Here is a 17,809-nt window from a genome sequence, read left to right as displayed (position 1 = left end):
TCAGCGCCCCCTCAACGTTTTCATCGCCTGGCGGCCGAACAGGCCCATCGTCTGACGGCCAAACAATCGGCTTGAGGCACTGACACGCACGTGCGGCTGATTGAAGCGTTTCTCCAGCCAGTACTGAAACAGCCCCCACAGAGACGTGAGCACCAGAAAGTAGATAGCTACTACGGTGTACAGCTCAAATACCCGGAACGTGGCGGAGGTAATCACCTGGGTGCTTAGCAACAATTCCTGTACGCCGATAACGCTCACCAGCGTGGTGTTTTTCAACATCACATTAAACTCATTACCGATGGACGGAATGATGACCCGGAACGCCTGCGGCAGAATGATGCGGCGCATTAGCCTGGGAAACGTCATGCCGAGGGACTTGGCTGCCTCATACTGGCCTTGATCCACCGCTCCCAACCCTGAGCGGATGATTTCGGCCATGTACGCCCCTTCGTTTAGCCCGAGCGCGACGATGGCCGCCTGAATATTCCCCGGGATCACCAGCGAACCAAGGGTGATATCCTGAAAGTGGAACAGGCCGCCCGCCGCCAGCGCGGTATACAAAAACACGATCTGCACCAGTAGTGGCGTACCGCGCATTAGCCAGATATAGAGCCCCACCGGGTAGCGCAGCAGTGGGCTGGTGGACAGCCGCAGTAACGCGGCCATCAGCCCCAGCACGCTGCCGAGCAGCATGGCGGATACGGCAATAATGCAGGTCAGCCATAGCCCATAGAGATAGACATCGCTAGGCTTGAGCAGATACTGCCAGAACACCTCCCAACTGAAATTCATGATGACTGGCCGGCATCCAGCCGGTCACCCGCGACGTGCCATTTTTCCAGCAGCTTGAGGTAACTGCCATCCGCCTGCATATCCTTGATAATCTGTTCCACTGCGCCGCTGAAGGCGTTGTCGTCTTTGCGAAAACCGAGCCCGGTGAGGATGCGGGCAAAAGCCGGTACGCCGGTTTCAAACAGATTCGGTGCGAGAGATTGGTAATAACCGGCGGTTTCCACCGTGGTGCCGTAAGCATCGCTTTGTTGGATGCGTAATGACTGAAAGGCATCGGTATCGCTATTGAAGACCACGATGGTCATCGGCGGTTTTCCTGCGGCCACCAGGGTTTTGTTCTGGTCTTCCAGCAAGGAACGGATGGTAGAGCCGTTTAGCACCGCGACTTTCTTGCCTGAAAGGTCATCGAGTGTATGAATCCCTTTCGGGTTGCCCTTCAACACCACCACCGACTGGCTGGAGTACATGTAATTGACCATGTCGATCACTTCCCGGCGGGCCGGTTTGTCAAAGAGCTGGTCAGCCAGCATGTCGCACTGACTGGCTAGCAGTGCCGGAATCAGCCCTGAAAACGGGATGACTTTCCACTCTACTTTCTTGCCGCCCAAACGTTTGGCAATGTCATTAGACAAATCCACGACTACGCCTTGTGGCTTTTGGTTGCTGTCATAAAAGCCGATAGGGGGGGAATCCATGCCGCCGCACAGGGTGATTTTATCCACGGACTTCAGGCGAGCGGGGATCTCCGTGGCGGCATGAGCCAGGCTGACGGAGAGAGCAAGCGCCGAAGCACAGAGAAGAGCACCAGGTTTTAACATTGTTCACCTCGTTAAGTGGGGGGAGCGATTGTCAGTGGAGCGATGTGCCGGGATGGCAATATCGGGCATTACGGCAGCATGTTGGTCAGCAACGGAATAGTGCCTTCCACATGGTGACGAATTATTTGTTCCGCCAGCACGGGATCGCCGGTGCGTAGCGCATCGATGATCTGGCGGTGATCTTCCCGGTCGTTTTGCGGTTGATTGACCCGCTGACGCCACAGGTGCATGTACGGGGAGATCGACGAATTCAACAGGCTTATCTGGCGCAGCAGGCGCGGCCGCTCGCTCAGGCTGCACAGGTACTCATGAAAGACACGGTGATGGAGTACCCATTCGTAGGGCTCATTGTGGGTGTCATCCATGCTATCCAGCAGCCGCGTCAGATGGGTGAGGTGCTTCTCTGTCAGTTTTGATACCGCGATGCGGATAGCAAGCCCCTCCAGTACGCTTCGCATTTCAAACACTTCGCACATCTGCTCGCGATTCAGGCCGCTGACTACCGCACCACGGTTCGGCCGCAACGTCAGCAGGTTTTCCGCCGCCAGTCGTTTGAACGCGCCGCGTACCGGCATCCGGCTCATTTGCAGTTCGGCTGCAACCTCTTCTGCCACCAGATGGGTGCCCTGTGGGTGGCGTCCGCGGCAAATACCGTCCAGCAGGTACTGGTAAGCCTGATCTTCCGCTGTGCCAGTATGGCCGCTGCCGTCACCGCTGGCGGCATACACCACATTTTCACCGTTGGTAAAAAGTCGCATGTCGTAAACCCTTCACTTTGGATCCAAGGATACAAAATGGCTAAAGCAAGAAGTGGGCCAGTGTGTGAAGGGCTGATGCAACGTGGGCCAGGCGTGAGTGAATGAAAAGAAGAGGGAGAATAAAGCGAAAAACCGCACCAGTTCGGTGCGGTTTGGTCATTTTTGTCGCAGAAGAACGACTTATGACATCATCGGGTCAGTATGCTGTGGCAATAAGCATGAACACACGATTAGCCAACATCGTGTTCGTAACTGATAACGTCTTCACTATGGGGATGATTGAACACCACTCGCGCCTGAGTGCCGGTGCGATCGCGCCGGTTTTCCAGAAAGAATTCACCGTGATGCAATTGCACGATACGGGTGACGATACTCAGGCCAAGGCCGATGCCGCCATAGCGGGTGTCCATACGCACAAAGGCTTTAGTGAGCTCTCCCACCTGGGACTCATTAATACCCGGTCCTTCGTCCGCAACGGTCAACTCGTAGCCGCCGTCGGGATGATCGGCCAGTCTGATGCGAATCGTGCTGTGTTCAGGGCTATACCGATAGGCGTTTTCCACCAGATTACGCAGCAACAACTGCAACAGTGTCGCGTTGCCCGGCACGATGGCGTTTTGCGTTTCTAACTGCCAATCGAGCTGTTGATGCCGTGCCGCCGCCATTTCTTCAAGCTCTTGCTGGTTCGGTGTGATGACATCATCCGCTAATAACACCGATTTATAGTGGCCGGTTGCCAGCTCATTACTGGTGCGCGCCAGTAACAGCAACTGTTCGATGGTTTTGGTCAGGTGGTCGACGCGCTTAATTAATGGCTGGCAATCGATATGGTGGAGTTGTTCATGCAACTCCAGGCTTAATCGGATACCGGCCAGCGGTGTACGTAATTCATGTGCGACATTCGAGGCAAAAAGCCTGTCGCGGTATAACGACTCACTAAACCGCGCCAGTAATTGATTCATACTGGTGATGACAGCCGCAATCTCGGTGACATCACTGTGTTGTTGTAGTGGATCGAGATTTTCCGCCGTGCGGTTGTGTAGTTCTTCCTGCAGCTTTAAGAGGGGGCGGGTGATCCAGGTCACCGCATGGGCACACAAAATGAGAGAGGCGATGATCATCACCAGGCTGGGAATACTGAGCGAGGCAATCGCTTCATGCACTTCTAATTCGATATCCTGACTGAGCTTTTTCGCGGTCAGCGTTTGTTCTACCAGTAACTGGATTTGCTCTTCACTTTCATGCCAGAGCCAGACCACGCTCAGCAACTGGCACGCCAGCAAAATACACCCCAGTGTCAGAATCAACCGGGTTCTGATGCTGGCAGTTTTCTCCAGCGGCGAGGGGTGGGGGAGCAGTTTCATGGCTGATCATCCTTGGTCAGTAGATAGCCGAAACCGCGTAGCGTCTTGATGCGATTTTTGCCGATCTTTTGCCGCAGATTATGGATGTGGACTTCCAGCGAATTCGATGAGGGGTCGTCGTCCCAACTGTACAAGTCCTGATGCAGCACTTCACGGTGTACCTGTGAACCTGCCTTGAGGATAAGCCGGGAGAGGATGGCGAACTCCTTCGGCGTCAGCACGATAGGCTTGTCATCCAGCATAACCTGTTGATTGTTGAGATCGAGCGTGATGTTGTCTACCCGAATCCAGCTGTCGCTGGATCCCTGATGACGACGAATAAGCGCACGGACCCGTGCCTGAAACTCACTCAATGCAAAGGGCTTTATCATGTAATCGTCGGCCCCGACATCCAGCCCGGTGACGCGATCATCCACCGTATCCCGCGCGGTGAGAATGAGCACCGGTTGCTGGTAGTTGTTTCGACGCCAGCGACCTAGCAGGGTGAGGCCGTCTTCGTCCGGCAAGCCCAGATCCAGCACCACCAGGCTGTAGTGGGCGCTGTTGATGAGGGCATCCGCTTCTTTGGCTGTGGAAGCGCAATCGCAGACATACCCTTCATTGCGCATCGCCTGCAATAACCCTTCCTGTAACAACGTATCATCTTCAACAATCAAGAGTTTCATGAAGTGCCCCGACACGGTTGAAGAATATCAAGCGGTGCCTGATATTCTTTTGTCGCAATGTTAAACATGCCCAGAACGGTGTGGAAAAGATTGTCCTGAGAAAAACGCTGTTGGTCGGCTTGCTTGCGCATGCAACTGTCGTTGATGGCAAACTGCTGCTGGTAGCCGCCGGAGAACCACATCAACATCGGGATATGGGTTTGCTGTGTGGGCGCAACGGCATACGGCATGCTGTGCAGGTACATTCCGTCTTCGCCCAATGATTCGCCGTGGTCGGAAAGATAAACCAAAGCGGTATTAAATTTATCCTGATGCCCTTTCAAGACATTAATTGCCTTATCAACAATATAGTCTACGTAGAGAATCGTATTATCGTAAGTATTGATTAATGATTCTCGCGAGCACGTCTGAATTTGATTGGTATCACAGGTTGGCGTGAATTGTCTAAACGATTCGGGGTAACGCTGATAATAGGCCGGACCGTGGCTACCCATGGTATGCAGTACGATAATACCGTCATTATTCAACTGATTAATGTAGTCGTCCACGCCATGGAACAGGGCTTCATCGTGACATTCGCCGTCAATACATTGTCCGGGAAGATTCAGGTCGGTGATGTCACGCGTCGGTACGCGATCGCAGGCACCTTTGCAGCCACCGTCATTCTCTTGCCAGAGCACACTGACGCCAGCGTGCTGCAGAATATCGAGTAATCCCTCCTGATGGGAGGCTAACTGCTCGTCGTAGCCAGTACGCGGCATGCCGGAAAACATGCAGGGAACGGACACTCCGGTTGAGGTACCGCAGGAGGCGGTCTGTCCAAAATAAACCACATTATCGTTGGCCAGCCGGGGATTGGTGGGTTTTCCGTAACCACCGAGGGAAAAGTTCTCAGCACGCGAGGTTTCTCCCACTACCAGAATCACCAGGTTCTTTTTGGCATCCCCCGCTGGCGGCGGGTTTCTGTGTGCATCCAGTCCGATTTGCACCAACGGTAAATTAGCTTGTGCGTGATGACGGTAATAGGAAATATTCGCGAGAATAATATTGCTGGGGGTTAATGATTTCACCAGCTCTTTATTATTACGCATCAGCGAAGCGTAATCTTTATAGAAAAACGTGGCGACCAGCAGAATAGCGACAATCGACACCATGATGCTGAAAATACGCGAACCAATGGCTATCCAGCTTAATGGGGTGGGCCGAATCTTCACCCACAATGCGCCGAGCGCCGGAATAATACCCGACAGGGTCAGCCACAGTACATACTGGGGCGTCACCAGTGCCATGGATTCCGCCATGTTGGTTTCGAACACGTTCTGCATCATGGTACGGTCAATGATGATGCCGTAATTAATCATGAAATACTGTACCGCCGCGCCGCCTATTAATAGCAGTGCGACGACCCCCTGACGCAACCAGGGGATCACCAGTAACGTGAACAGGATATTGAGTACTGCAAAGATGACGATGGGCATGGTGGCGATAAACACGCCATCCAGCCAGGAGTTGACCTCGACCAGGTGTGAGACCTGACGGTAGTAGGCGATATTTTGTATCAGGGTGATAAATGCCGCGAAGACAAAATTATAGGTAAAACTGCTCCATACGGGGCGGGAAATGCGTGAAATTCTGAGCATTGCAGATAGGCCATCCATGCGGGAAAATATGATGTGTCGCACTCTAAAGCGCATAAATTAACTCAACCTTAAGAAGGAAAACACCCGACCGCTCTCGAAATACAAAGGACGACGCAAGGGTTATTTGGTAAACTCACTATTCTGTCAATACGATGATAAATGACGTTGAGGGTGGTGCCTGTCATGTCTACTTCGCTTGTTACTGGCGAATCCAGCGACCTTGATTTGCTTGACCAGCGTCCGTTCACGCAGACGGATTATGAAATCCTGAAATCGTATGAGGCTGTGGTTGACGGCCTGGCGATGCTGATCGGCGATCATTGCGAGATAGTCTTGCACTCGCTGGACGACCTGAAGTGCTCGGCGGTTCGTATCGCGAATGGCGAGCACACCGGACGTAAAATCGGCTCGCCCATTACTGATCTGGCGCTGCGTATGTTACATGACATGGCGGGCGAAGACAGCAGTGTTTCCAGAGCGTATTTTACCCGCGCCAAAAGCGGCGTATTGATGAAGTCGGTCACCATCGCCATCCGCAATCGCGAACAGCGCGTCATCGGGCTGTTGTGCATCAATATGAATCTCGACGTTCCGTTCTCGCAGATTATGCAAACCTTCCTACCACCGGAGATCAAGGAAGTGGCGTCTTCCGTCAACTTCGCCTCTTCGGTGGATGAGCTGGTAGCGCAAACGCTAGAGTTCACGATTGAAGAAGTGAATGCCGATCGTAACGTTTCCAATAATGCCAAGAACCGCCAGATTGTGCTGAACCTCTATGAAAAAGGCATTTTTGATATCAAGGATGCCATCAATCAGGTCGCCGATCGGCTGAATATTTCCAAGCACACGGTCTATCTGTACATCCGCCAGTTCAAAAGCGGCGATTTTAGCGGGCACGATCGGTAATGTTGAGCTATTGCCTGCTGGTGACCGGGCCTGCTTATGGCACGCAGCAAGCCAGTAGCGCGTTTCAGTTCGCACAGGCTTTACTGGCGCAAGGGCACCGGTTGCAAAGCGTTTTCTTCTACCGCGAAGGGGTGCTGAACGCCAACCAGCTCACGGCACCCGCGAATGATGAGTTTGATTTGGTTCGTGCCTGGCAGCAACTGGCGTCGTCTCATGAGGTGGAACTGAACGTTTGTGTCGCGGCGGCGCTGCGGCGCGGTGTGACCGACGCAACGCAGTCGGCGCAGTTGCAACTGTCGGGAGCCAATCTTCAACCAGGGTTTACCCTGAGCGGTTTAGGCGAACTGTCGCAGTCGGTGTTGCGTTGCGATCGTGTCGTCCAGTTTTAGTCAGTGGGAAAAAAGAAGATGAAGCGCGTTGCCTTTGTGTTTACCCAGCCGCCTCATGGTTCGGCCTCCGGCCGGGAAGGGCTGGATGCATTGTTGGCAATGTCGGCATTGACCGAAGATATCGGCGTTTTCTTTATCGCTGACGGTATATTCCAGCTTCTCCCTAACCAGCAGCCAGAGCGGATTCTGATGCGCAATTATATTGCGACTTTCGGTGTGCTGCCGTTGTATGACATCGAGCGTTGTTACGTTTGCGAAGCGTCGCTTCGTCAGCGTGGTTTGTCTGTGGATACCCGTTGGGTGTTAGATGTCGAACCACTGGCGGCAGATGCATTACGCGACATGCTCAACACCTACGATACTGTACTGACCTTTTGAGCGGTGAACCCATGCTGCATACTCTGGCGCATTCTCCCTACCATAGCGATCTGGATGCGTTGCTGCGTAACGTTGGCGCGGATGACGCTATTTTGCTGTTGCAGGATGGCGTGATTGCGGCGTTAAGCGGCGCGCCCTTTGGCGAACGCCTGCAGTCTTCTGGCGCTACGGTGTATGCCTTGCAAGAGGATGTGGTAGCTCGCGGGCTTTCTGAGCAAATTTCCACCACAATTGTACTGATTGACTATACTCAATTCGTGCAATTAACAGTCCTGCATTCCCGGCAACTGGCTTGGTAATTTCGCCTTTTTGTATATTTCTTGACTCCTTACCCGGCCAGCCCTAAAATTCTGCGTCCTCATACTTTGCCTCTGTCTCTGTATGGGGTGATTTATTACGTGTTTACGAAGCAAAAACCAGGAGCTTTTTGAATGGCAACAATTAACCAGCTGGTACGCAAACCGCGCTCCCTGAAGGTTGCTAAGAGCAACGTTCCGGCGCTGGAAGCCTGCCCGCAGAAACGTGGCGTATGTACCCGTGTATATACCACCACCCCGAAAAAACCGAACTCCGCACTGCGTAAAGTTTGCCGTGTTCGCTTAACCAACGGTTTTGAAGTTACCTCCTATATCGGTGGTGAAGGTCATAACCTGCAGGAACACTCCGTGATCCTGATCCGTGGCGGTCGTGTTAAAGACCTGCCAGGTGTGCGTTACCACACCGTTCGTGGCGCGCTGGACTGCTCTGGTGTTAAAGACCGTAAGCAATCCCGCTCCAAATACGGCGTGAAGAAGCCCAAGGCTTAATGGTTCTCCGTTAAGTAAGGCCAAACGTTTTAACTTTAATGTCAAACTAAACTCGTAGAGTTTTGGACAATCCTGAATTAACAACGGAGTATTTCCATGCCACGTCGTCGCGTCATTGGTCAGCGTAAAATTCTGCCGGATCCGAAGTTCGGATCAGAACTGCTGGCTAAATTTGTCAATATCCTGATGGTAGATGGTAAAAAATCTACTGCAGAAGCAATCGTCTATACCGCGCTGGAGACCCTGGCTCAGCGTTCAGGTAAAAGCGAACTGGAAGCTTTCGAAGTCGCTCTGGACAACGTTCGTCCGACTGTCGAAGTTAAGTCCCGCCGTGTAGGTGGTTCAACTTATCAGGTTCCGGTTGAAGTCCGTCCGGTTCGTCGCAATGCTCTGGCTATGCGTTGGATCGTTGAAGCTGCTCGTAAACGCGGTGATAAATCCATGGCTTTGCGCCTGGCGAACGAACTTTCTGATGCAGCAGACAACAAAGGTACTGCTGTGAAGAAACGTGAAGACGTTCACCGTATGGCTGAAGCCAACAAGGCGTTCGCTCACTACCGCTGGTAATCCCTGCGTAGACGTTAATACCCTGGCGGGCGCTCAACAGCTGACCCGCCCGGGTTTACTACTTTGAACGCCCTAGGAATAGAGGAAACAAATGGCTCGTACAACACCCATTGCGCGCTATCGTAATATCGGTATCAGCGCACACATCGACGCCGGTAAGACCACCACTACTGAACGTATTCTGTTCTACACCGGTGTAAACCACAAAATCGGTGAAGTTCATGATGGCGCCGCCACTATGGACTGGATGGAGCAGGAACAAGAGCGTGGTATCACCATTACCTCTGCTGCGACCACTGCCTTCTGGTCTGGTATGGCTAAGCAGTATGAACCGCACCGTATCAACATCATCGACACCCCGGGGCACGTTGACTTCACCATCGAAGTAGAACGTTCCATGCGTGTTCTGGATGGCGCAGTCATGGTTTACTGTGCGGTAGGTGGTGTTCAGCCGCAGTCTGAAACCGTATGGCGTCAGGCGAACAAATATAAAGTTCCGCGTATCGCGTTCGTTAACAAAATGGACCGTATGGGCGCGAACTTCCTGAAAGTTGTTGACCAGATTAAAGTGCGTCTGGGTGCGAACCCGGTTCCGTTGCAGCTGGCCATCGGCGCAGAAGAACACTTCACCGGTGTTGTTGACCTGGTGAAAATGAAAGCCATCAACTGGAATGAAGCAGACCAGGGCGTTACCTTCACTTATGAAGATATCCCGGCTGACATGCAGGATCTGGCCGATGAATGGCACCAGAACCTGATCGAGTCTGCGGCAGAAGCCTCTGAAGAGCTGATGGAAAAATACCTGGGCGGCGAAGAGCTGACCGAGGAAGAAATCAAAACAGCACTGCGTCAGCGCGTACTGAACAACGAAATCATTCTGGTTACCTGTGGTTCTGCGTTCAAGAACAAGGGTGTGCAGGCAATGCTGGACGCCGTTGTCGACTATCTGCCGGCACCGACTGACGTTCCTGCGATCAACGGTATTCTGGATGACGGTAAAGATACGCCGGCTGAGCGTCACGCTAGCGATGATGAGCCGTTCTCTGCACTGGCGTTCAAAATCGCAACCGACCCGTTCGTGGGTAACCTGACGTTCTTCCGCGTGTACTCCGGTGTGGTTAACTCCGGTGACACCGTACTGAACTCAGTGAAATCCGAACGTGAACGTTTTGGCCGTATCGTTCAGATGCACGCCAACAAACGTGAAGAGATTAAAGAAGTTCGTGCAGGCGACATCGCCGCTGCGATCGGTCTGAAAGACGTTATCACCGGTGATACCCTGTGTGACCCGGAAAACCCGATCATTCTGGAGCGTATGGAATTCCCGGAACCGGTTATCTCCATCGCTGTAGAACCGAAAACCAAAGCTGACCAGGAAAAAATGGGTCTGGCTCTGGGCCGTCTGGCGAAAGAAGACCCGTCTTTCCGTGTATGGACTGACGAAGAATCTAACCAGACTATCATCGCGGGTATGGGTGAATTGCACCTGGACATCATCGTTGACCGTATGAAACGTGAATTCAACGTGGAAGCAAACGTGGGTAAACCGCAGGTTGCTTACCGTGAAGCGATTCGCGCTAAAGTTACTGATGTTGAAGGTAAACACGCTAAGCAGTCTGGTGGTCGTGGTCAGTATGGTCATGTTGTTATCGACATGTACCCGCTGGAGCCGGGCTCAAACCCGAAAGGCTACGAGTTCGTCAACGACATTAAAGGTGGTGTGATTCCTGGCGAATACATCCCGGCCGTTGATAAAGGCATCCAGGAACAGCTGAAAGCGGGTCCGCTGGCAGGCTTCCCGGTAGTTGATCTCGGCGTGCGTTTGCACTTCGGTTCTTACCATGACGTTGACTCCTCTGAGCTGGCGTTTAAACTGGCCGCTTCTATTGCCTTTAAAGCTGCGTTCAGTAAAGCGAAACCTGTTCTGCTTGAGCCGATCATGAAGGTTGAAGTAGAAACGCCGGAAGAGAACACTGGTGATGTCATCGGTGACCTGAGCCGCCGTCGTGGTATGCTGCGTGGTCAAGAATCCAACGTGACTGGCGTTGTGATTCACGCTGAAGTTCCGCTGTCTGAAATGTTCGGATATGCAACTCAGCTGCGTTCTCTGACCAAAGGTCGTGCTTCTTACTCCATGGAGTTCCTGAAGTACGATGATGCGCCGAACAACGTTGCCCAGGCCGTTATCGAAGCCCGTGGTAAGTAATTCGGGTTTAACAACACATTGATCCCGTGCTCTCTCCATAAGGGGAGAGCATTTGAGTAAGGAATATAGCCGTGTCTAAAGAAAAATTTGAACGTACAAAACCGCACGTCAACGTCGGTACTATCGGCCACGTTGACCATGGTAAAACTACTCTGACTGCTGCCATCACTACCGTTCTGGCAAAAACCTACGGTGGCCAGGCTCGTGCATTCGACCAGATCGACAACGCGCCGGAAGAAAAAGCGCGTGGTATCACCATCAACACTTCTCACGTTGAATACGATACCCCGACTCGTCACTACGCGCACGTTGACTGCCCGGGACACGCCGACTACGTGAAAAACATGATCACCGGTGCTGCCCAGATGGACGGCGCGATCCTGGTTGTTGCTGCGACTGACGGCCCGATGCCGCAGACTCGTGAGCACATCCTGCTGGGTCGTCAGGTAGGCGTTCCGTACATCATCGTGTTCCTGAACAAATGCGACATGGTTGATGACGAAGAGCTGCTGGAACTGGTTGAGATGGAAGTGCGTGAGCTGCTGTCTCAGTACGACTTCCCGGGCGACGACACGCCGGTAATCCGCGGTTCTGCGCTGAAAGCGCTGGAAGGCGATGCCGAGTGGGAAGCGAAAATCATCGAGCTGGCTGAAGCACTGGACAGCTACATTCCGGAACCTGAGCGTGCGATTGACAAGCCGTTCCTGCTGCCGATCGAAGACGTATTCTCTATCTCCGGCCGTGGTACTGTAGTGACCGGTCGTGTAGAGCGCGGCATCATCAAAGTGGGTGAAGAAGTGGAAATCGTGGGTATCAAAGACACCACGAAAACCACCTGCACCGGCGTTGAAATGTTCCGTAAACTGCTTGACGAAGGCCGTGCGGGCGAGAACGTCGGTGTTCTGCTGCGTGGTACCAAACGTGATGAAGTTGAGCGTGGTCAGGTACTGGCTAAACCGGGCTCAATCAAGCCGCACACTCAGTTCGAATCTGAAGTGTACATCCTGAGCAAAGACGAAGGTGGCCGTCACACGCCGTTCTTCAAAGGCTACCGTCCGCAGTTCTACTTCCGTACTACTGACGTGACTGGCACCATCGAACTGCCGGAAGGCGTAGAAATGGTTATGCCTGGCGACAACATCAAGATGGTCGTAAACCTGATCGCGCCGATCGCGATGGACGACGGTCTGCGTTTCGCAATCCGTGAAGGTGGCCGTACTGTAGGCGCCGGCGTGGTTGCTAAAGTTATCGCTTAATATCGATAACTGACATGAAAAGTGAAAAGGGTACTTCGGTACCCTTTTTTTATTCTCCCAATGATGAATTGAAATAAAAACCATTCTTATTTACAATGCGGTGAGTTGATTAAAAAATGAGTTATCCGCATATGTATGTCTGTCTATGCAATGCCGTCTCCGATAAAGTCATCCGGCAGGTTGTTCGCCAGCATCAACCGCAGTCGCTGAAACAGCTGAAGCAATTTGTGCCGATCGGAACGTCATGCGGCAAATGTATCCGTCAGGCCCGACTGATTCTGGAAGAAGAAACAGCAAAAGATGCGCAATTGTATAAAGTCGCCTGAGTCGTAAGGGCATTTTTTTGACTCTGTGTAGACCGCTTCTACACTTTTTAATACTGAAGCGGAGGAGCAAAGTCATGAAAGGCGATAAAAATGTCATTACACATCTGAATAAACTGTTGGGCAATGAGCTGGTGGCTATCAACCAGTACTTCCTTCACGCCCGCATGTTTAAGAACTGGGGACTCAAGCGTCTTAACGATCATGAGTATCATGAGTCGATTGACGAAATGAAACATGCAGATCGGTACATTGAACGCATACTGTTTCTGGAAGGGGTCCCAAATCTACAGGATCTCGGCAAACTGAATATCGGTGAAGATGTTGAAGAGATGCTACGCTCGGATCTTGCGCTGGAGCTTGAGGGCGCGAAGAACTTACGCGAGGCCATCGCTTATGCTGATTCAGTGAGAGATTATGTCAGTCGTGATTTGATGATTGAGGTGCTCACCGACGAAGAAGAGCACATCGATTGGTTGGAAACCGAATTGGAACTGATCGCGCGTCTGGGCATGCAGAACTACCTGCAAACGCAGTTGAAAGAAGAGTGATTTTCTCCCCTCTGCCACACGCGTCAATATGACCGCGATGTAACCCTAACCAGGTTAATAAAGCATCACTTCTAACTTTCGATTGCTTCCTGAGCGAATTTACGTATAATGCGCGGGCTTACCTGAAATGGTAGGCCCGATTCGTATGAATCTGAAGGCAGGTACCCGATACCCGCCGAACAATACTCCCGATATGGGGGTTATGTACCGAACGATTACACTCTCCCATCAATCGTAATGGGTACGAGTAGTAATTATTTTCGTTTATAAAATAATTGGAGCTCTGGTCTCATGCAGAACCAAAGAATCCGTATCCGCCTGAAAGCGTTTGATCATCGTCTGATCGATCAATCAACCGCGGAAATCGTCGAGACTGCCAAGCGCACTGGTGCGCAGGTCCGTGGTCCGATCCCGCTGCCGACCCGCAAAGAGCGCTTTACCGTTCTGATCTCCCCGCACGTTAACAAAGACGCGCGTGATCAGTACGAGATTCGCACTCACAAGCGTCTGGTTGACATCGTTGAGCCAACCGAGAAAACCGTTGATGCTCTGATGCGTCTGGATCTGGCTGCCGGTGTAGACGTGCAGATCAGCCTGGGTTAATCAGGTCATTGAGCGATTGAGAGGTTGAAACAATGATTGGTTTAGTCGGTAAAAAAGTGGGTATGACCCGCATCTTCACTGAAGAAGGCGTTTCTATCCCCGTAACCGTAATCGAAATTGAAGCAAACCGCGTGACTCAGGTTAAAACCCTGGAGAACGACGGATACCGTGCTGTCCAGGTCACCACCGGCGCTAAAAAAGCTAACCGTGTAACCAAGCCTGAAGCAGGTCATTTTGCCAAGGCTGGCGTTGAGGCTGGTCGTACTCTGCGTGAATTCCGTCTGGCTGACAGCGAAGAATTCGCTGTAGGACAGGACATTAGCGTTGAAGTTTTCGCTGACGTTAAGAAAGTAGACGTTACCGGTACTTCTAAAGGTAAAGGCTTTGCCGGTACCGTTAAGCGCTGGAACTTCCGCACTCAGGACGCTACCCACGGTAACTCCTTGTCTCACCGTGTACCGGGTTCTATCGGTCAGAACCAGACTCCGGGCAAAGTGTTCAAAGGCAAGAAAATGGCAGGCCAGCTGGGTAACGAACGTGTAACCGTTCAGAGCCTGGACGTAGTACGTGTTGACGCTGAGCGCAACCTGCTGCTGGTTAAAGGTGCAGTCCCGGGTGCAACCGGTAGCGACCTGATCGTTAAACCGGCTGTGAAGGCGTGAGGAGATAGCAATGGAATTAGTATTGAAAGACGCGCAAAGCGCGCTGACTGTTTCCGAAACTACCTTCGGTCGTGATTTCAACGAAGCGCTGGTTCACCAGGTTGTTGTTGCTTATGCAGCAGGTGCCCGTCAAGGTACTCGCGCTCAGAAGACCCGTGCTGAAGTAACTGGTTCCGGTAAAAAACCGTGGCGTCAGAAAGGCACCGGCCGTGCGCGTTCTGGTTCTATCAAGAGCCCGATCTGGCGTTCTGGTGGCGTGACTTTCGCAGCCAAGCCGCAGGATCACAGCCAGAAAGTAAACAAAAAGATGTACCGCGGCGCGCTGAAAAGCATCCTGTCCGAACTGGTACGTCAGGACCGTCTGATCGTTGTCGAGAAGTTCTCTGTTGAAGCACCGAAAACCAAGCTGCTGGCTCAGAAACTGAAAGAACTGGCGCTGGATGACGTGCTGATCATCACTGGTGAACTGGATGAGAACCTGTTCCTGGCCGCTCGCAACCTGTACAAGGTTGACGTACGCGACGTAGCAGGCATCGATCCGGTAAGCCTGATCGCCTTCGACAAAGTGGTTATGACTGCTGATGCTGTTAAGCAAGTTGAGGAGATGCTGGCATGATTCGTGAAGAACGTCTGCTGAAAGTATTGCGCGCGCCGCACGTTTCTGAAAAAGCGTCTACTGCGATGGAAAAAACAACACCATCGTACTCAAAGTTGCTAAAGACGCGACTAAAGCAGAAATCAAAGCTGCTGTACAGAAACTGTTTGAAGTCGAAGTCAATGACGTCCGCACCCTGGTTGTTAAAGGGAAAGTAAAACGTCACGGACAGCGTATCGGTCGTCGTAGCGACTGGAAAAAAGCTTACGTCACCCTGAAAGAAGGCCAGAATCTGGACTTCATCGGCGGCGCAGAGTAAGTCGGAGGAGTAAGAACAATGGCAGTTGTTAAGTGTAAACCGACATCTCCGGGTCGTCGCCACGTTGTTAAAGTGGTTAACCCTGAGCTGCACAAGGGCAAACCGTATGCCCCGTTGCTGGAAAAAAACAGCAAAAGCGGTGGCCGTAACAACAATGGTCGCATCACCACTCGTCACATCGGTGGTGGTCACAAACAGCAGTACCGTATTGTTGACTTCAAACGCAACAAAGATGGTATCCCGGCTGTAGTTGAGCGTCTGGAGTACGATCCGAACCGTTCCGCGAACATCGCGCTGGTTCTGTACAAAGACGGCGAACGCCGTTACATCCTGGCGCCGAAAGGCCTGAAAGCGGGTGACCAGATTCAGTCTGGTGTTGATGCTGCAATCAAAACCGGTAACACCCTGCCGATGCGTAACATCCCGGTCGGTTCAACGGTTCACAACGTAGAAATGAAACCAGGTAAAGGCGGCCAGCTGGCTCGCTCCGCTGGTGCCTACGTTCAGATCGTTGCTCGTGAAGGTGCTTACGTTACCCTGCGTCTGCGTTCTGGCGAAATGCGTAAAGTCGAATCCGACTGCCGCGCAACGCTGGGCGAAGTCGGCAATGCTGAGCATATGCTGCGCGTTCTGGGTAAAGCAGGTGCTGCACGCTGGCGTGGTGTTCGTCCTACCGTTCGTGGTACGGCAATGAACCCGGTTGACCACCCGCACGGTGGTGGTGAAGGTCGTAACTTTGGTAAGCACCCGGTTACTCCGTGGGGCGTTCAGACCAAAGGTAAGAAGACCCGCAGCAACAAGCGTACTGATAAATTCATCGTACGTCGCCGTACTAAATAATTTTAGAGGATAAACCATGCCACGTTCTCTCAAGAAAGGTCCATTTATTGACCTGCACTTGCTGAAGAAGGTAGAGAAAGCGGTGGAAAGCGGTGACAAGAAGCCCCTGCGCACCTGGTCCCGTCGCTCAACGATCTTTCCAAACATGATCGGTTTGACCATCGCTGTCCATAATGGTCGTCAGCACGTTCCGGTATTCATCTCTGATGAGATGGTCGGACACAAGCTGGGTGAATTCGCGCCGACTCGTACTTATCGCGGCCACGCGGCTGATAAAAAAGCCAAGAAGAAATAAGGTAGGAGGAAGAGATGGAAACTATCGCTAAACATCGCCATGCTCGTTCTTCTGCCCAGAAGGTTCGCCTGGTGGCTGACCTGATTCGCGGTAAGAAAGTGTCGCAAGCTCTGGATATTTTGACCTATACCAACAAGAAAGCTGCTGGTCTGGTTAAGAAAGTACTGGAGTCTGCCATTGCTAACGCAGAACACAACGATGGCGCTGACATTGACGATCTGAAAGTTGCGAAAATCTTCGTAGACGAAGGCCCGAGCATGAAACGCATTATGCCGCGTGCTAAAGGTCGTGCGGATCGCATCCTGAAGCGTACCAGCCACATCACTGTGGTTGTGTCCGATCGCTGAGACTCTGGAGACTAGCAATGGGTCAGAAAGTACATCCTAATGGTATTCGCCTGGGTATTGTCAAAACTTGGAACTCTACCTGGTATGCGAATACCAAAGAATTCGCTGACAACCTGGACAGCGATTTTAAAGTTCGTCAGTACCTGAACAAGGAACTGGAGAAAGCCTCCGTTTCTCGCATCGTTATCGAGCGTCCGGCTAAAAGCATTCGTGTGACCATTCACACTGCTCGCCCGGGTATCGTTATCGGCAAGAAAGGTGAAGACGTTGAAAAACTGCGTAAGGGCGTAGCGGATATCGCTGGCGTACCGGCGCAGATCAACATCGCTGAAGTTCGTAAGCCTGAACTGGACGCAAAACTGGTTGCTGACAGCATCACTTCTCAGCTGGAACGTCGTGTTATGTTCCGTCGCGCGATGAAGCGTGCTGTTCAGAACGCCATGCGTCTGGGCGCTAAAGGTATCAAAGTTGAAGTTAGCGGTCGTCTGGGCGGCGCCGAAATCGCACGTACCGAATGGTACCGCGAAGGTCGTGTTCCGTTGCACACACTGCGTGCTGACATCGACTACAACACCTCCGAAGCGCACACCACTTACGGTGTCATCGGTGTGAAAGTGTGGATCTTCAAAGGTGAGATCCTGGGTGGTATGGCTGCCGTTGAACAACCGGAAAAACCGGCTGCTCAACCGAAAAAGCAGCAGCGTAAAGGCCGCAAGTAAGGAGAGTCGC

The 17,809-nt window shown here is 52.3% G+C and carries 23 protein-coding genes and 1 pseudogene; 18 read left to right on the top strand and 6 right to left on the bottom strand.

What is annotated here, in order from left to right:
• The 6 genes from DZE2538_RS17675 to eptA form a co-directional block, all read right to left on the bottom strand.
• Positions 1-792, bottom strand: coding sequence for an amino acid ABC transporter permease (locus DZE2538_RS17675; protein WP_019845193.1), 792 nt, complete (start codon positions 790-792; stop codon positions 1-3).
• Positions 789-1,610 (bottom strand): ABC transporter substrate-binding protein, encoded by an 822-nt coding sequence (locus tag DZE2538_RS17670; RefSeq protein WP_038916884.1) that lies wholly within the window; start codon positions 1,608-1,610, stop codon positions 789-791. The genes DZE2538_RS17675 and DZE2538_RS17670 overlap by 4 nt, the downstream gene beginning before the upstream one ends.
• 68 nt (positions 1,611-1,678) lie before the next feature.
• Positions 1,679-2,368 (bottom strand): GntR family transcriptional regulator, encoded by a 690-nt coding sequence (locus DZE2538_RS17665; RefSeq protein WP_019845195.1) that lies wholly within the window; start codon positions 2,366-2,368, stop codon positions 1,679-1,681.
• 230 nt (positions 2,369-2,598) lie between these two features.
• On the bottom strand, positions 2,599-3,732 hold the full coding sequence (pmrB, locus tag DZE2538_RS17660) for a two-component system sensor histidine kinase PmrB (protein WP_038916883.1): 1,134 nt from the start codon (positions 3,730-3,732) through the stop codon (positions 2,599-2,601).
• Complete coding sequence (pmrA, locus tag DZE2538_RS17655; RefSeq protein WP_012886353.1) at positions 3,729-4,397, bottom strand: two-component system response regulator PmrA; 669 nt, start codon at positions 4,395-4,397, stop codon at positions 3,729-3,731. The genes pmrB and pmrA overlap by 4 nt, the downstream gene beginning before the upstream one ends.
• Positions 4,394-6,037, bottom strand: a complete 1,644-nt coding sequence (gene eptA / locus DZE2538_RS17650) for a phosphoethanolamine transferase EptA (RefSeq protein WP_038916882.1) — start codon at positions 6,035-6,037, stop codon at positions 4,394-4,396. The genes pmrA and eptA overlap by 4 nt, the downstream gene beginning before the upstream one ends.
• Before the next feature lie 183 nt (positions 6,038-6,220).
• Between eptA and DZE2538_RS17645 the strand changes: the two genes are divergently transcribed.
• The 18 genes and pseudogenes from DZE2538_RS17645 to rpsC all read left to right on the top strand — a co-directional run bounded on the left by DZE2538_RS17645 (position 6,221) and on the right by rpsC (position 17,799).
• Positions 6,221-6,943: a helix-turn-helix transcriptional regulator gene (locus tag DZE2538_RS17645; protein ID WP_012886351.1), complete on the top strand. Its 723-nt coding sequence runs from the start codon at positions 6,221-6,223 to the stop codon at positions 6,941-6,943.
• On the top strand, positions 6,943-7,332 hold the full coding sequence (gene tusD, locus DZE2538_RS17640) for a sulfurtransferase complex subunit TusD (RefSeq protein ID WP_038914707.1): 390 nt from the start codon (positions 6,943-6,945) through the stop codon (positions 7,330-7,332). Before DZE2538_RS17645 ends, tusD begins: the two co-directional genes overlap by 1 nt.
• An 18-nt stretch (positions 7,333-7,350) precedes the next feature.
• Positions 7,351-7,710 (top strand): sulfurtransferase complex subunit TusC, encoded by a 360-nt coding sequence (gene tusC, locus DZE2538_RS17635; RefSeq protein ID WP_019845200.1) that lies wholly within the window; start codon positions 7,351-7,353, stop codon positions 7,708-7,710.
• Positions 7,711-7,721: 11 nt separating this feature from the next.
• Entirely contained in the window at positions 7,722-8,009 is a 288-nt protein-coding gene (gene tusB / locus DZE2538_RS17630) for a sulfurtransferase complex subunit TusB (RefSeq protein ID WP_038916881.1), read from the top strand.
• 132 nt (positions 8,010-8,141) lie between these two features.
• Positions 8,142-8,516, top strand: a complete 375-nt coding sequence (gene rpsL, locus DZE2538_RS17625; protein WP_012768095.1) for a 30S ribosomal protein S12 — start codon at positions 8,142-8,144, stop codon at positions 8,514-8,516.
• Between the two features lie 96 nt (positions 8,517-8,612).
• Positions 8,613-9,083 carry a 30S ribosomal protein S7 gene (rpsG, locus tag DZE2538_RS17620; RefSeq protein ID WP_012768096.1) on the top strand — a complete coding sequence of 157 codons (471 nt, stop codon included), beginning with the start codon at positions 8,613-8,615 and terminating at the stop codon, positions 9,081-9,083.
• Between the two features lie 91 nt (positions 9,084-9,174).
• Positions 9,175-11,289 carry an elongation factor G gene (gene fusA, locus DZE2538_RS17615; RefSeq protein ID WP_023640869.1) on the top strand — a complete coding sequence of 705 codons (2,115 nt, stop codon included), beginning with the start codon at positions 9,175-9,177 and terminating at the stop codon, positions 11,287-11,289.
• A 71-nt stretch (positions 11,290-11,360) separates the two neighbouring features.
• The gene (tuf, locus tag DZE2538_RS17610) at positions 11,361-12,545 is read left to right on the top strand and encodes an elongation factor Tu (protein ID WP_012882957.1); all 1,185 of its coding nucleotides are present in this window, start codon (positions 11,361-11,363) and stop codon (positions 12,543-12,545) included.
• Between the two features lie 131 nt (positions 12,546-12,676).
• A complete protein-coding gene (gene bfd / locus DZE2538_RS17605; RefSeq protein ID WP_012886346.1) occupies positions 12,677-12,871 on the top strand; it encodes a bacterioferritin-associated ferredoxin in 195 nt (64 codons plus the stop codon).
• A 74-nt stretch (positions 12,872-12,945) separates the two neighbouring features.
• Positions 12,946-13,419, top strand: a complete 474-nt coding sequence (bfr, locus tag DZE2538_RS17600) for a bacterioferritin (RefSeq protein WP_012886345.1) — start codon at positions 12,946-12,948, stop codon at positions 13,417-13,419.
• Between the two features lie 291 nt (positions 13,420-13,710).
• Positions 13,711-14,022 carry a 30S ribosomal protein S10 gene (gene rpsJ, locus DZE2538_RS17595; protein ID WP_001181005.1) on the top strand — a complete coding sequence of 104 codons (312 nt, stop codon included), beginning with the start codon at positions 13,711-13,713 and terminating at the stop codon, positions 14,020-14,022.
• Between the two features lie 32 nt (positions 14,023-14,054).
• A complete protein-coding gene (gene rplC / locus DZE2538_RS17590) occupies positions 14,055-14,684 on the top strand; it encodes a 50S ribosomal protein L3 (RefSeq protein ID WP_016943915.1) in 630 nt (209 codons plus the stop codon).
• Positions 14,685-14,694: 10 nt separating this feature from the next.
• Positions 14,695-15,300, top strand: a complete 606-nt coding sequence (gene rplD / locus DZE2538_RS17585; protein WP_012764041.1) for a 50S ribosomal protein L4 — start codon at positions 14,695-14,697, stop codon at positions 15,298-15,300.
• Positions 15,297-15,598: pseudogene (rplW, locus tag DZE2538_RS17580) on the top strand (50S ribosomal protein L23). The gene rplD and the pseudogene rplW overlap by 4 nt, the downstream one beginning before the upstream one ends.
• Before the next feature lie 18 nt (positions 15,599-15,616).
• Entirely contained in the window at positions 15,617-16,438 is an 822-nt protein-coding gene (rplB, locus tag DZE2538_RS17575; protein ID WP_012886343.1) for a 50S ribosomal protein L2, read from the top strand.
• 16 nt (positions 16,439-16,454) lie between these two features.
• A complete protein-coding gene (rpsS, locus tag DZE2538_RS17570) occupies positions 16,455-16,733 on the top strand; it encodes a 30S ribosomal protein S19 (protein WP_012764044.1) in 279 nt (92 codons plus the stop codon).
• A gap of 14 nt (positions 16,734-16,747) precedes the next feature.
• Positions 16,748-17,080, top strand: a complete 333-nt coding sequence (rplV, locus tag DZE2538_RS17565) for a 50S ribosomal protein L22 (RefSeq protein WP_012764045.1) — start codon at positions 16,748-16,750, stop codon at positions 17,078-17,080.
• Between the two features lie 17 nt (positions 17,081-17,097).
• A complete protein-coding gene (gene rpsC / locus DZE2538_RS17560; protein WP_012768105.1) occupies positions 17,098-17,799 on the top strand; it encodes a 30S ribosomal protein S3 in 702 nt (233 codons plus the stop codon).
• Positions 17,800-17,809 lie beyond the last annotated feature (10 nt).

The organism is Dickeya zeae NCPPB 2538, from assembly GCF_000406165.1.
In the GTDB taxonomy this organism is placed as follows: domain Bacteria; phylum Pseudomonadota; class Gammaproteobacteria; order Enterobacterales; family Enterobacteriaceae; genus Dickeya; species Dickeya zeae.
This window is presented reverse-complemented; position numbering and strand designations above follow the sequence as displayed.

Excerpts from the sequence above, each read along its gene's own strand:
- rplD (WP_012764041.1), top strand. The coding sequence starts at position 14,695 with ATGGAATTAGTATTGAAAGACGCGCAAAGCGCGCTGACTGTTTCCGAA.
- pmrA (WP_012886353.1), bottom strand. The coding sequence starts at position 4,397 with ATGAAACTCTTGATTGTTGAAGATGATACGTTGTTACAGGAAGGGTTA.
- tusC (WP_019845200.1), top strand. The coding sequence starts at position 7,351 with ATGAAGCGCGTTGCCTTTGTGTTTACCCAGCCGCCTCATGGTTCGGCC.
- rplB (WP_012886343.1), top strand. The coding sequence starts at position 15,617 with ATGGCAGTTGTTAAGTGTAAACCGACATCTCCGGGTCGTCGCCACGTT.
- tusD (WP_038914707.1), top strand. The coding sequence starts at position 6,943 with ATGTTGAGCTATTGCCTGCTGGTGACCGGGCCTGCTTATGGCACGCAG.
- bfr (WP_012886345.1), top strand. The coding sequence starts at position 12,946 with ATGAAAGGCGATAAAAATGTCATTACACATCTGAATAAACTGTTGGGC.
- DZE2538_RS17645 (WP_012886351.1), top strand. The coding sequence starts at position 6,221 with ATGTCTACTTCGCTTGTTACTGGCGAATCCAGCGACCTTGATTTGCTT.
- eptA (WP_038916882.1), bottom strand. The coding sequence starts at position 6,037 with ATGCTCAGAATTTCACGCATTTCCCGCCCCGTATGGAGCAGTTTTACC.
- rpsC (WP_012768105.1), top strand. The coding sequence starts at position 17,098 with ATGGGTCAGAAAGTACATCCTAATGGTATTCGCCTGGGTATTGTCAAA.
- fusA (WP_023640869.1), top strand. The coding sequence starts at position 9,175 with ATGGCTCGTACAACACCCATTGCGCGCTATCGTAATATCGGTATCAGC.
- DZE2538_RS17670 (WP_038916884.1), bottom strand. The coding sequence starts at position 1,610 with ATGTTAAAACCTGGTGCTCTTCTCTGTGCTTCGGCGCTTGCTCTCTCC.
- bfd (WP_012886346.1), top strand. The coding sequence starts at position 12,677 with ATGTATGTCTGTCTATGCAATGCCGTCTCCGATAAAGTCATCCGGCAG.
- rpsS (WP_012764044.1), top strand. The coding sequence starts at position 16,455 with ATGCCACGTTCTCTCAAGAAAGGTCCATTTATTGACCTGCACTTGCTG.
- rpsJ (WP_001181005.1), top strand. The coding sequence starts at position 13,711 with ATGCAGAACCAAAGAATCCGTATCCGCCTGAAAGCGTTTGATCATCGT.
- tusB (WP_038916881.1), top strand. The coding sequence starts at position 7,722 with ATGCTGCATACTCTGGCGCATTCTCCCTACCATAGCGATCTGGATGCG.
- rpsL (WP_012768095.1), top strand. The coding sequence starts at position 8,142 with ATGGCAACAATTAACCAGCTGGTACGCAAACCGCGCTCCCTGAAGGTT.
- DZE2538_RS17675 (WP_019845193.1), bottom strand. The coding sequence starts at position 792 with ATGAATTTCAGTTGGGAGGTGTTCTGGCAGTATCTGCTCAAGCCTAGC.
- DZE2538_RS17665 (WP_019845195.1), bottom strand. The coding sequence starts at position 2,368 with ATGCGACTTTTTACCAACGGTGAAAATGTGGTGTATGCCGCCAGCGGT.
- pmrB (WP_038916883.1), bottom strand. The coding sequence starts at position 3,732 with ATGAAACTGCTCCCCCACCCCTCGCCGCTGGAGAAAACTGCCAGCATC.
- rpsG (WP_012768096.1), top strand. The coding sequence starts at position 8,613 with ATGCCACGTCGTCGCGTCATTGGTCAGCGTAAAATTCTGCCGGATCCG.
- rplV (WP_012764045.1), top strand. The coding sequence starts at position 16,748 with ATGGAAACTATCGCTAAACATCGCCATGCTCGTTCTTCTGCCCAGAAG.
- rplC (WP_016943915.1), top strand. The coding sequence starts at position 14,055 with ATGATTGGTTTAGTCGGTAAAAAAGTGGGTATGACCCGCATCTTCACT.